The sequence below is a fragment of the Bacillus sp. FSL P4-0290 genome, assembly GCF_037975435.1.
Lineage (GTDB): Bacteria > Bacillota > Bacilli > Bacillales > Bacillaceae > Bacillus > Bacillus subtilis.
In genome coordinates, this window is sequence record NZ_CP150253.1 from 2,428,809 (window position 1) to 2,441,978 (window position 13,170).

Consider the following 13,170-nt stretch of genomic DNA (forward strand, 5'->3'; position numbering starts at 1 on the left):
GAAAGGTGATCAGTTTACATAATGTTATTATTGACAACTATAGAAAGCGGAACTCCCTTCATTAAGAAGAGAGCTCATCATATTTCTCTTTTGATAATAATACTTCCCTAGGTTTGCTGCCTTCATACGGTCCGACAACACCGCGTTCCTCCATTGCGTCAATCAGGCGCGCCGCTCTCGTATAGCCGATTCTGAATCTTCTTTGCAGCATTGAAACAGATGCCGTCTGCATGCCGACGATTAATTCAACAGCTTCATCATAAAGTTCATCAGTAACCTCGGAATGAGTTTCCGTCGTCTCCTCAGGAATCATTTCTTCTTGATATTGCGCTTTCTGCTGCGTAATCACATGGTCGACGACCTTCTCCACTTCGTCATCCGACAAAAATGCTCCCTGCACACGGACAGGTTTGTTAGCCCCTACAGGTAAAAACAGCATATCGCCGCGGCCAAGAAGCTTCTCAGCGCCACCCATGTCAAGAATGGTCCTTGAATCCGTCTGTGAAGATACGCTGAACGCGATTCGTGACGGAATGTTCGCTTTGATCACCCCTGTGATAACATCCACCGATGGCCGCTGTGTCGCAATAATAAGATGGATGCCGGCAGCCCGCGCCATTTGGGACAATCTCGTAATCGAATCTTCCACATCAGATGAAGCGACCATCATGAGATCGGCTAGCTCGTCCACAATGACAACAATATAAGGCAGCTCTGGCTGTTTCGCTCCTTCTTCATTGTTGGCGCGTTTTATATAATCATTGTATCCTTCAATATTTCTTGTACCCGTATGAGAAAATAATTCGTACCGCCGCTCCATTTCATTGACAACCTTTTTCAAAGCCTGCGACGCTTTTTTCGGATCGGTTACAACAGGAGCAAGCAAATGCGGAATCCCGTTGTAGACATTTAGCTCTACCATTTTAGGATCGATCATCATCATTTTCACTTCATGCGGTTTCGCCCGCATTAAAATACTTGTAATAATGCCGTTGACACAGACACTTTTCCCGCTACCGGTTGCGCCTGCGACCAAAAGGTGGGGCATCTTGTTTAACTCAGCCAATACAGCTTCACCTGAAATATTGCGGCCGAGTCCAATTAACAGCTTCGCATCCGGTCTGTCATTCAATTTAGACTCCAGCACTTCTTTCAGCGAAACCATTGCCACTTCTGCGTTTGGAACTTCAATTCCGATTGCTGATTTGCCTGGTATAGGCGCTTCGATCCTGATATCCTTCGCAGCAAGCGCAAGCGCTAAATCATCGCTTAAATTGACAATTTTGCTAACCTTCACTCCGACATCAGGATATACTTCATATTTTGTTACGGCCGGTCCGAGATGAACCTGTGTGACTTTCGCCTTTACGCCAAAGCTTTGGAATGTGCGTTCAAGCTTTCTCGCATTTTCATAAATATTCTTTTTATCAGCCTGCTGGCCGGTATGCTTCGGATCTGCCAGCAAATCCAGTGACGGCATCTCGTAATCCTTATTTTCGAGCTCTGTAAAGGTCATAGGAGGAGCAGAAACAGTTTCCTGATCACCTGTCTCCGGTTGGATGTCCTGAAGCGGCTTCGACACAGGTTCGGCGCGCTTTTCTATAACTGGAGACTCTTCCTCTTCATTACGATCAGAAAAGCTTGAGATAATCGGCTCTGAATGAATAAGAGGCGATACTGTTTCATAATCCCCCTCTTCATCAGGAGGCTCCGGTTCCATTTGCTGTTTTTTGCGGGCCGGTTTTTGTTTTTTGCTCGGTGCTTTCGTTTTTTTCGATGACTGCATATTTGATTTGAAGGATTTCATATCATCAATAAATGCTAACCATTGCTCTTTTATAAAACGTCCAATCGGGCTCATCCACTTTTTTAGTGTTTCTTGCAGTGAGCGTCCTGTGACTAAGATCATTCCGATCAAAATCATGACAATCGCCATGATCTGAGAACCAGTCGACGCAAACAAAAAGTGTGAAGCCGCAAACAGCAGCGCACCGATCATCCCTCCGCCTAAATCAGGTGAAGCAGAGCTGCCATTCATGTCCATTAAAAACAATTCCCACGTATTGCGCACCACGCTTGCGGACTCAATAGACCCTTTGTGCGTCAAATTTTTAAATAGCTGCACATGAGAAAGCAGCAATATGCTTGCGATGATACAGTACAACCCGGCCTTTCGTCTCGTTAAAAGGCTTGGGGTTTTCTTCTTCCAAAACAGCGAGACTCCTAACGCCAATAAACCTAACAAGCATAAAATAAACCACTCTCCAGCAAAAAAGCGGAACAAATAGATAAACGTTTGCCCGACTACCCCCAGCTGCAAGATTGCGATAATTGAAATGGCTATACACAGCAATCCGTTGAGCTCGTATTTTATATTGAGCTGTTTCGCCTGTTTTTTTCTTGATTTTCGTTTTTTCTTTGCCACACTCATCACCTTACTGCGTTAAAAAATGTAAGTTCATACATAATGAAGAAAGCAGCCGTTTACAGGCTGCGTTTTTTCTGTAGGATTCCCCTATTATAGCATATTTTGCCCTTAAAAAAGGGTTGGATTCTTATACGTTTAATTTCAGCTTTTGTCCCGGTGAAATGTCCGGATGCAGAAAATGCATTGGATTGGTGCTCATGATTTGAATGACTTCCGCTTCATTCCCTTTCATTTCGACTAGAAGCGGTACACCTTTATATTCAATTTGCTCATGTGCGCTTGTCTCTTGGTTCTGTTCTGCAAACACAATTTCCTGCGGCATCACGGTATAAAGAATCATTGAATCATCCGTCCTTCTTCTTTCCTTGCTTCATCGATGAGCTCATTCAGTTTATTGATTGCCTGTCCGACACCGCCTGCGTGATCGATCAATCCGTATTTAACTGCATCCTTACCGACTACATTTGTTCCGATATCGCGTGTTAAGTTTCCTTTTGAAAACATTAGCTCTTTAAACTTCTCTTCGGTTATATTGGAATGGCTTGTCACAAATTTAACAACTCTTTCTTGCATCTTATCCAGGTATTCAAACGTTTGCGGCACCCCGATGACCAGCCCGGTGAGCCTAACTGGATGAATCGTCATCGTTGCTGTTTCGGCGATATAGCTGTAATCACAGGATACAGCAATCGGAACGCCGATTGAATGCCCCCCGCCAAGCACGATAGAAACGGTCGGTTTCGATAAAGATGCAAGCATTTCCGCTATGGCAAGACCAGCTTCAACATCTCCTCCGACAGTATTTAATATGATCAGCAAGCCTTCAATTTTGGGATTTTGTTCAATTGCCACAATCTGCGGGATGACATGTTCATATTTTGTTGTTTTGTTTTGCGGAGGAAGCTGAACATGGCCTTCAATTTGTCCGATAATGGTCAGACAATGAATATTTGTATCTTGGGGCAGCTGAGGAAGCGTCGTTTCACCAAGCTGCTGTATTTTATTCATAATGCTGTCCTTCGCATCATTTTTTTCAGGACGCTCTTCTTCTGTGTTTTCCATACGATGATCCATCTCGCTTTCATCCTTTCCGAGTTTCTCTTTGTATTATGAACAAAGATACTTCATTCAATCCCGGCTTGAAGGACAAAAAATAAAGACCGGAGCAGCTCCGGCCTTTAGTCAGTCATTATACTTCCATAATAATTGGGATGATCATCGGTTTACGTTTCGTTTTTTCATAAAGGAATTGGTTCAAAGCATCCCGCATTGCCTGCTTCAGCGTTGACCATTCGACATTTGATGTTTCAGTCGCTTCTGTCACGATAGACCGGACAAGCTCAGTAGCCTGTACGATAAGACCTTCAGACTCTCTTACATAAACAAAGCCGCGAGTGATAATTTCTGGTCCTGATACAAGATGTTTCTTTTGTTTATCAAGTGTAATGACAACGATTAAAATTCCGTCCTGTGAAAGCAAGCGGCGGTCTCTCAATACGATATTGCCGATATCACCGACACCTAAACCATCAATTAAAATATTGCCGTAAGGAACTTTATCCCCAATTTTTACGTTTTGGCCGCGGAATTCAACAACGTCTCCTTTTTCAATTAAGAAGATGTCACTGCGCTTCATGCCGGTTTCTTCAGCGATTTTTGAATGAGCTTTTTGCATTCTGTATTCGCCGTTTACAGGAATCAAATATTTTGGTTTAAGCAGGTTGATCATCAGCTTTAACTCTTCTTGTGAGCCGTGGCCTGATACATGAACACGCTTTTGGGCAAAGATGACTTGTGCACCGGCTCTTGCAAGAAGATCTACTGTTTTAGAGTAAATGAGTTCCTGCCCGGGAATCGGAGTTGACGCAATGACCACCGTATCCCCTTCTTCAATGTTCAGCTGTTTGTGAGCTTTGTTTGCCATTCTTGTCAAAGCAGCTAATGGTTCACCTTGGCTTCCGGCTGTAATAATGGCCACTTCGCGCTTCGGATATTTTTTGACATCCTGTACAGAAATAAACAATTCATCATCTGCTTCAATGTATCCTAACTTTCTCGCGAGCTGCAGGACAGATTGAAGATTTTTTCCGGCTACGGCAATCTTTCTGCCATTTTGAGCCGCTGCATGAATGACTTGCTGAATCCGGTTAATATTGGATGCGAAAACAGCAATAATCACCCGGTTCTGTGAATTATACAGCGCATCCGAAATTTCTCCGCTGACAGCCGCTTCTGAAGGGGTGTAACCCGGCCGTTCCGCATTTGCACTGTCAGAAAGCAGAGCGAGCACGCCGCTATTGCCGATCTTGGCGATCTCGCCAATGTCGCACGTCTGATTAAGTGCAGGTGTTTGGTCAAATTTGAAGTCTCCCGTGCATACAATAGATCCAAGTGATGTTTTAAAGCTCACACCTACAGAATCAGGAATGCTGTGAATCGTTCTAAAGAACGATACTTTTGTTGATTCAAATGTAATGACAGATTTGGAGTGAATTTCTCTTAAATCAGTTTTTCGGTTATGTCCATATTGTTTTAATTTCTCTCTTAACAGTGCAAGCGTCAGTTTTGTTCCGTACACTGGAACGGACAGCTTGTTTAATAAGTAAAAAACGCCGCCGATATTTTCATCGTGCCCGTGCGTTAAAAAGATTGCCTTGACGCGGTCAGCCCGTTCAATCAAATATGATATGTCAGGAATCACTACATCAATACCGAGCATTTCGTTTTCTGGATGCATAAGGCCGGCATCAACGACAAATATGTCTGAGTCAATTTCAATGACATAAAGGTTCTTCCCAATCTCTCCGACACCGCCAAGGGCGATAATTCTAACGTTTTCTGTATTTTTCTTTTTCAAAATCTATATCCTCCTAGTCTCATACCCGTCCATCATCACTTGTTCCTATTATAACTGAAAGTAAATTTAGAAAACAAGATAAAGCAGAAGGTTTAGGGAAAACCAATATGTAAAAGAAACGGTCAAACTCAGCTGAATGTGAGAATGACCGCGTTTGTTTCACTGTATGAAATTTTCTTACAGTTCGCTGATCGTGCTGCTTAAGCTCAGACGTTCATCCTCAGTTAACGGGACTAGAGGCAGACGCACAGAACCGACATCAAGACCTCTCAGCTGAAGCGCTGTTTTGACTGGAGCAGGATTAGGCGCTTTAAACAGTTCCTTCATAATCGGCAGCAGTTTCTGATGGATCAGTGCCGCATTAGCTGTTTGCCCATTCGTATAATTTTTGATCATTTGCTGCATATCAGTGCCTGCAATATGGCTCGCCACTGATACAACTCCTCTTCCTCCAACTGAAAGAATTGGAAGCGTCAGAGCGTCATCCCCTGAATAGACATAGAAGTCTTCAGGTGTTTCAGCAATAATTTTTGTAATCGCTTCGAGGTCTCCGCTCGCTTCTTTAATCGCAACCACATTCGGAATGTCTGCCGCCAAACGGATCGTCGTTTCAGGAGCAAGAGAAGCAACCGTACGGCCAGGAACATTATAGAGCATAACCGGAAGAGATGTCTCTGCCGCAATTGCTTTAAAATGCTGGTACATTCCTTCTTGAGAAGGTTTATTGTAATACGGGGTAACAAGCATAACAGCGTCCACGCCCGCTTCCTCAGCTTTTTTTGTCAGCTTAATGGAATCTTTCGTGTTGTTGCTTCCAGTACCAGCGATAACGGGCACCCGTCCGTTTACTTCTTTTACCGTATATTCAAAAAGCGCAATTTTTTCTTCAGTTGAAAGGGTCGGAGATTCTCCAGTTGTTCCCGCTACTACTAAAGAATCCGTTCCGTTTTTCAACAAGTAATCAATCAGTGTAGACAGTTTTTGAAAGTCTACGTTCCCTTTATTGTCAAAGGGTGTAATCATCGCTGTAGACACATTTCCGAAATTCATTTTATTCACCTCATCATGATTCAATCACATTTACTTCGAAAGTTCAAACACTTCATGCAAAGCGTTTACAGCAGGAACCATATCCGCTTCATGGACGAGCACCCATATCGTCGTATGGCTGTCAGCCGACTGAAGGATCGGAATTTCTTTTTCTGAAAGAGCCGATACAATTTTGGACGTAACACCGGGAACACCCATAATGCCCGCGCCGACCGCCGATACCTTCGCGCAGTTTCTCGTCACCATTGGATCATAGCCCATATCCATTAAAATACGCTGAGCTGTTTCTGTTTTATTTCCGGCTACCGTATAGACGATTTCACTAGGTGTAATGTTAAAGAAATCGACACTGATTCCAGCATTTGCCATAGCCTTGAACACTTCAGTCTGAACGTTATACTGGCCGATTTTCGCAGGCACTTTGAACTGCGTGACATCTTTGACATGGGCGATTCCCGTAATCAGCCTTTCAAAAACATCACTGCCGACCTTGGAAGAGTGATGTGATGTCACCAATGTACCTTTATCATTCGAATAAGTCGAACGGACGCGGATCGGAACCTTGGCCTGCATTGCGATTTCCACCGCACGCGGATGAATGACCTTGGCCCCCTGATACGCCAGGTTGCAGATTTCTGTATACGTCACAACAGGAAGCGGTTTTGCATTTTCCACCACTCTTGGGTCAGCAGTCATCACGCCTTCTACATCGGTGAAAATATCGATGTATTCCGCATCAACAGCTGCTCCGAGTGCGGCTGCAGACGTATCGCTGCCCCCTCTGCCGATTGTTGTTGTATCACCCTTTTCAGTTGCGCCCTGGAAGCCTGCGACGACTACCGCATCATGATTGGCGAGCACACTGAATAAACGCTCCGGTTTCATTTCAATGATTTTCGCATTGGTATGCTGATCATTCGTTAAAAAGCCAGCCTGAGCCCCTGTCAGCGCAGCTGCTTTCACACCGTTATCAAGCAGCATGCTTGTAAAGACGACAGAGGAAATAGTCTCTCCGCAAGATAAAAGCAAATCCTGCTCCCTAGGAGAAATCGCTGACTGATCGCCGTAAAGCAGCCCGAGCAAAGAATCTGTTGCATACGGGTCTCCTTTTCGGCCCATCGCTGAAACGACAACGACAACCTTATATCCTTCACTGATTGCTTCTTTAATATGCCCTAAAGCCAGTTTGCGGCCTTTATCATCTTTTACTGATGTTCCGCCGAACTTTTGAACAATTATCTTCACTGTTTTCACTCCAAATTATTCGGACGTAACAGAAGAGAGCAGGCTGATAGCGCCTTACTCTCTTCTATTCGTCTTTAGAAAATTCTCTCTTTTATACGAGGTTTAGTTTTTTCAGGCTTTCTGCAATTTGAACAGAGTTCCATGCCGCGCCTTTTAATAGGTTATCAGAAACAACCCATAAATGAAAACCGTTTGCTCTGTCCAAGTCTTTGCGGATGCGGCCTACAAACACGTCGTTTTTGCCGACAGCATCAGCAGGCATCGGATAAAGCTGCTGGCTTGGATCATCCTGAAGTGTCACGCCCGGAGCTTCTTGCAATAGATTTTTAATATCTTCAACTGTAGCGTCATCACGGTCTATTTCGATGTAGACGGACTCTGAGTGTCCAGTTTGGATTGGCAGTCTCACACATGTAGCCGCTACTTGAAGGTCAGGCATGTGCATGATTTTTTTCGTTTCATTTATCATTTTCATTTCCTCAAACGTATAGCCGTTATCTTGGAATTTATCGATTTGCGGAATCGCGTTGAAGGCGATTTGATAGTGTTTTTTGTCACCTTTTACAGGCATGATCTCAGGCTCTATTTCTTCTTTATTTAAAATCGCCTGTGTTTGGCTGTAAAGCTCTTTTACAGCTTCATTACCCGCTCCTGATACTGCCTGGTAAGTTGATACGATGACTTTGTTTAAGCCATATGCTTTGCGGATCGGTTCAAGTGCCGCAACCATTTGGATTGTAGAGCAGTTTGGATTGGCAATAATGCCATTGTGTTCATGCAAGTCTGCCTCATTCACTTCTGGCACAACAAGCGGTGTATTTTCATCCATGCGGAACGCGCTCGTATTATCTATAACAATAGCGCCGCGTTTTACAGCTTCTGGTGCCAATGCTTGTGATACGCTTCCGCCGGCGCTGAACAAAGCAATATTTACCCCTTCAAAGCTCTCAGGAGAAGCTTCCTGAACAGTCAGCTCTCGGCCTTTAAACGTGACTTTTGTCCCCGCAGAGCGTTTTGAAGATAGCAATGTAAGTGTGTCCATTTCAAAGTTTCTGTCTTCAAGTGTTTTAAGCATTTGTTGTCCCACAGCCCCTGTCGCTCCGACAACAGCTACGTGTAAACCTCTTCCCATCTGTAAAACTCCTTCCGCCAATCAGCTTCATTGAATTGATTTGACTATGATTTTACGTTTTATTTTACCATAGAATATGCAGGTGATGACCGAATTTTTTAGTTTGGGAAAGATTTTCTGTAAATTTAGTCATTTCCCTGATAATTCTCAACTAGAATCGGCTGAAGCTGCTGGTGCATGAGTGCCTTTTCAATCGTTTGCGGTAGCAGATCCATTTTGGCTACCATTGAATTCGGTTTTTTAAAGGGATCGTCTTGCCCGAATGGAATAAAAAAGATATTTTTTGTTGACATGAGCCTCATTAAATTTGTTCCGTTTAAACCAAGAGCATCATTTGTCGAGATACCCAGAACGACAGGCCGATTGTTTCGGATTGTCGCTTTTGCCGCCATCAGCACCGGGCTGTCCGTCATGGCATTTGCCAGCTTGCTCATTGAATTGCCTGTTAAAGGCGCAATGACCATGCAGTCAAGGGGCAGCTTCGGCCCAAGAGGTTCTGCCTTTACAATCGAATCAATGGCCTCATATCCAGTCAGGTCTTCAATTTTTTTAACCCATTCTGCGCCCTCTCCAAATCGGGTATTTGTGGATTTCACATTAAATGTGACAACCGGACGGACTTCAGCTCCTTCGTTGACCAACGCCTCAATTTGCGGGAAAACCACTTCATATGTGCAATGCGACCCGGTCAGCCCAAACCCGATTCTTTTTCCTTTTAATGACGACATCCTTATTTCCCCTCCTCAGCTTGTATTTCAGCCAAAAGCTTGCTCAAGACGTTTGCAAGGATTTGCCCAGCTGTTTTAGGAGCGACAATCCCTGGAAGCCCGGGAGCAAGAAGTGCTTTAATCCCTTGTTTCTCGGCATATTTAAAATCCGTTCCCCCGGGACGTGAGGCCAGATCCAATATTAAGGTTTTTGGTGTCATGCTAGAAAGTACCGTTTGATTTAAAATCATACTCGGTATGGTATTAATGCAAATATCTATATCTTTTACATGCTCTTTCAGCTCATCGGTATGAAAAGGAACGAGCCCCATTTCAGTGATACGTGCCAGATGCGCTGAACTTCTTGCCCCCACTTTTACATTCGCTCCGAGCGCGGCAAATGTACGGGCAATCGTCATCCCGGTGCGCCCCAGACCGAGAACGGCCACCTGTGATCCGTGTATCGTATAATCCGTGTGCTGAATAGCCAGCATGATCGTTCCTTCTACTGTCGGAATAGAGTTGTATATCGCAATGTCATCCCGCTCAAACAGCTTAACAAGTTTTCTTTTTGCCTGAGCTGCAATGTTTTCTAAATAGGCGTTAGAAATTCCTGAGAAAATGACACAATGTGCAGGCGTTCTGTCAAGATGGTCCTGTTTTAACACAACTTCTTCATTCGAAAATACAGTCGATACGACACCTTCTCCTGTTGTCGCGGATACTGGAAGAATGATGCTGTCTATTTGCTGAAAAGGAATTTCATCAATATTGCATTTTACTGCCCCGGTAAAACCGTGATCCAATTGGTCAAAACCGACAAGATAGATGTCAGCCTGCTGTTCAGTGAGCTTTCTTATAATTTCGAGCTGTCTTGCGTCACCGCCAATAACTGCAATTTTCAATCCGGTTAACATTCTAAACGTTCACCTTCTTTGTATATACTGGATCTCTAGTTGTTAAGCTCCCCTTCATCTTATGATCAAAAGGAAATACCGGTGAATATAAAAGATGCGCTTTTTCCATATAAAAAAACATCGGCTCCGGCAGCCGATGTTTCAGATGTTTTCTTTAGAGCCCGCTTCACAGTCAATTGGGCTATTTACTCTTGTCGAGGAGGCATTTCCTCAGGTACATCTAATATAATCATATCTGAACCGATCTTTTGAATATGGTGCCATGGGACACGAATGTCATGACCTTGCTTTCTCAAACCAAACCACTTAACTGTGGGAATGAGGAGTGCTGTAATCTGTCCATCCTGTTCATTGATTTCCAAATCGGTCTGGCCGAGCACTCCGAGCCGTTCAGCTCTTTTGATGTCTACAATTTCCTTTCCTGATAATTCACTGAGCCGCATGTCTGTCACCCCCTTGTACTATGTATGATGAAAGGGATTAAAAAATGCCTGCTCCATTATGGAGCAGGCTTTCCTTTTTAAGACGGCATATTGCCGGAAGGGCTGATAAGTGCTAATGCATAGTCTTCAGTAAACAATTGTCTGGCAAGGCCGTTAACACGCTCTAAGTTCACGGCGTTTAATTCATTGATGATTTCATCTAATGTTTTATGTTTGCCGAGCAGCAGTTCATTTTTTCCGTTTCGGCTCATTTTGCTGTTTGTGCTTTCTAAGCTCAGCATTAAGCTTCCCTTCATTTGCTCTTTGCTGTTTTCCAGTTCTTTCGAGGTAATGCCGTCACGTTTTAATGTGGCAAGGGTTTCTTGAATTGTTTCCGACAGCTGCTGAAGCTGATTTGCACCCGTTCCGCCGTAAATCGTTAGCATTCCGCTGTCCTCATATGAGCTGTGATAGCTGTAAACAGAATAAGCAAGTCCTTTATCTTCACGCACATCTTGGAACAGCCGGCTGCTCATGCTGCCTCCGAGCACATTGTTGAGGACGATTAAATCATAAATACGTTCATGGCCAACCTCTAAGCCTTTAAATCCCAGGCACAAATGAGCCTGCTCTGTTTCTTTTTTTCTCGTCAGTTTTTCCGTGTGGAACTCAGGCTTCTCAAGGCCTGTCGCTTTGCCCTTCGCCTCGTATGAACCGAACCATTTTTCTACATCTTTGATAAAACTGTCAGATATATTGCCCGCTACCGAAATCACCACTCGGTCCGGCGTATAATAATCATGCATGTATTGTCTGAGAGAGTCACCGTTAAAGGAAGCAAGCGTTTCTTCCGTGCCTAGAATTGGGTAGCCTAAAGAATGATTGCCGTAAGTGGCTTTGCTCAGTAAATCATGTACAATGTCGTCCGGCGCATCTTCGTACATTTTAATTTCTTCATATACTACATTTTTCTCTTTTTTCAGCTCGTTTTCATCAAACGTTGAATGAAAGAACATATCTGCTAATACGTCCAGCGCGTAATTCGCATGCTCGTCAAGCACCTTTGCATAGTAGCAGGTATATTCCTTTGAAGTAAACGCATTGACCTGGCCGCCAATACGATCAAAAGATTCTGCTATCTCGCGTGCAGATTTTGTGCTCGTCCCTTTAAAGAACATGTGCTCTAAAAAGTGAGAAATTCCGTTTATCTCCGGCGTTTCATGTCTCGAACCTGTGCCGATCCATACGCCGATCGCAACAGAACGGACTGTCGGGTTATTTTCCAGCACAATTCTTACACCATTTTGACACGTATATCGTTTAATCAAATTTGTTCCTCCTATTCAAAGACAAGCTGCCTTCATCTGTTACTTCAATAGTCTTGTTTCATCCATTAGTTCAGTGACTGTTCCAAGCGCATATCCTTTGTCTTTTATCTGTGTAATCAGCGCTTCAAGACTTTCCGCCGTAGGGTCAGTCGGATGCATTAAAATCATGGCACCATTATGTATCTTGCTTAACACTCTCGTCTGAAGTACAGACGGAGCCGGCTTTTGCCAATCGATTGTATCAACTGTCCACATGACTGTTCCCATCTGTTTCTCTGCTGCAATGTCGATAACCGCTTTTCTGAAACTTCCGCTTGGCGGAGCGAACCACTTTGGCTTAACACCGATCGTTTGTTCTATTTGTTCATTAGTCTTGTCGAGCTGCTCGGAAATTCTTCCTGTAGTCAGTTTGCTCATATCCGGATGATTGTATGAATGATTTCCGATTTCATGTCCGTCTTTTGCAATCTTCTTAGCGAGCTGTACATTGTTTCTCACCCAATTGCCTTCTAAAAAGAACGTAGCTTTAACCTGGTGCTTTTGCAGAATAGGGAGCATTTTTTCCAAATACTCATTTCCCCATGCCACATTGATTAAAAAAGCCACCATCGGTTTGTCAGGATTTCCTTTATAAATAGGCTCAGGCTGAAGTGACTCAAGATGAACACTTGGTTTTACTTGACTGTACACCAAATCTTTTTCCCGAAACTCACCATGCTTTTTCATTTTTTTATATGATTGTTCAATATTGACCTTTAATCCATTGTAGCCTGGAATGCTTTTCCACACTTTATCAATTCTTGCATTCTGGGGCTTAACTTCGTACTCCGGCGCTTTTTGAAGCAATTCTTCATATAATGGGTCTTTTGACGCCGTGACAGTCACCGTATCTTTTTTCATTGCCCCTATATAATCAAGTGCATGCGGATTTTCCATCATCTCAAATGAGACAAAAAAAAGAAATAAAAAAACGGCAAACGGTACAAATTTTTTGTGCATGTTCTGTCCCCCCTCACCTCACATTATGAAGGAGAAGGACAAGGTAGAACCCGCCTGCTTTTGAAAAGCTTCAAAATAAAGAAGC

Annotated in this window: 12 protein-coding genes; all 12 read right to left on the minus strand. The window is 43.6% G+C overall.

Features of this window, described 5'->3' with window-relative positions; all coding sequences use genetic code 11:
• Positions 1-61: 61 nt before the first annotated feature.
• The 12 genes from spoIIIE to MKY10_RS12710 all read right to left on the minus strand — a co-directional run bounded on the left by spoIIIE (position 62) and on the right by MKY10_RS12710 (position 13,085).
• A complete protein-coding gene (spoIIIE, locus tag MKY10_RS12655; RefSeq protein WP_046381035.1) occupies positions 62-2,425 on the minus strand; it encodes a DNA translocase SpoIIIE in 2,364 nt (787 codons plus the stop codon).
• A 130-nt stretch (positions 2,426-2,555) separates the two neighbouring features.
• Positions 2,556-2,768, minus strand: coding sequence for a TepA modulator TepJ (gene tepJ / locus MKY10_RS12660; RefSeq protein ID WP_003231871.1), 213 nt, complete (start codon positions 2,766-2,768; stop codon positions 2,556-2,558).
• Positions 2,765-3,502 carry a translocation-enhancing protein TepA gene (gene tepA / locus MKY10_RS12665; RefSeq protein ID WP_003245712.1) on the minus strand — a complete coding sequence of 246 codons (738 nt, stop codon included), beginning with the start codon at positions 3,500-3,502 and terminating at the stop codon, positions 2,765-2,767. The genes tepJ and tepA overlap by 4 nt, the downstream gene beginning before the upstream one ends.
• Before the next feature lie 115 nt (positions 3,503-3,617).
• The gene (rnjB, locus tag MKY10_RS12670; RefSeq protein ID WP_003231875.1) at positions 3,618-5,285 is read right to left on the minus strand and encodes a ribonuclease J2; all 1,668 of its coding nucleotides are present in this window, start codon (positions 5,283-5,285) and stop codon (positions 3,618-3,620) included.
• A 177-nt stretch (positions 5,286-5,462) separates the two neighbouring features.
• A complete protein-coding gene (gene dapA, locus MKY10_RS12675; RefSeq protein ID WP_003245816.1) occupies positions 5,463-6,335 on the minus strand; it encodes a 4-hydroxy-tetrahydrodipicolinate synthase in 873 nt (290 codons plus the stop codon).
• Positions 6,336-6,365: 30 nt separating this feature from the next.
• Positions 6,366-7,580 (minus strand): aspartate kinase, encoded by a 1,215-nt coding sequence (gene dapG, locus MKY10_RS12680; RefSeq protein WP_015483233.1) that lies wholly within the window; start codon positions 7,578-7,580, stop codon positions 6,366-6,368.
• Between the two features lie 91 nt (positions 7,581-7,671).
• A complete protein-coding gene (gene asd, locus MKY10_RS12685; RefSeq protein WP_046381034.1) occupies positions 7,672-8,712 on the minus strand; it encodes an aspartate-semialdehyde dehydrogenase in 1,041 nt (346 codons plus the stop codon).
• 125 nt (positions 8,713-8,837) lie between these two features.
• Positions 8,838-9,440 (minus strand): dipicolinate synthase subunit B, encoded by a 603-nt coding sequence (gene dpaB, locus MKY10_RS12690; protein ID WP_046381033.1) that lies wholly within the window; start codon positions 9,438-9,440, stop codon positions 8,838-8,840.
• Between the two features lie 2 nt (positions 9,441-9,442).
• Positions 9,443-10,336 carry a dipicolinic acid synthetase subunit A gene (gene dpaA, locus MKY10_RS12695; RefSeq protein ID WP_003231888.1) on the minus strand — a complete coding sequence of 298 codons (894 nt, stop codon included), beginning with the start codon at positions 10,334-10,336 and terminating at the stop codon, positions 9,443-9,445.
• A 185-nt stretch (positions 10,337-10,521) separates the two neighbouring features.
• On the minus strand, positions 10,522-10,779 hold the full coding sequence (locus MKY10_RS12700) for a YlmC/YmxH family sporulation protein (protein WP_003231890.1): 258 nt from the start codon (positions 10,777-10,779) through the stop codon (positions 10,522-10,524).
• Between the two features lie 77 nt (positions 10,780-10,856).
• Entirely contained in the window at positions 10,857-12,086 is a 1,230-nt protein-coding gene (locus MKY10_RS12705; protein WP_003245717.1) for a pitrilysin family protein, read from the minus strand.
• Between the two features lie 39 nt (positions 12,087-12,125).
• On the minus strand, positions 12,126-13,085 hold the full coding sequence (locus MKY10_RS12710; RefSeq protein WP_046381031.1) for a polysaccharide deacetylase family protein: 960 nt from the start codon (positions 13,083-13,085) through the stop codon (positions 12,126-12,128).
• Positions 13,086-13,170 lie beyond the last annotated feature (85 nt).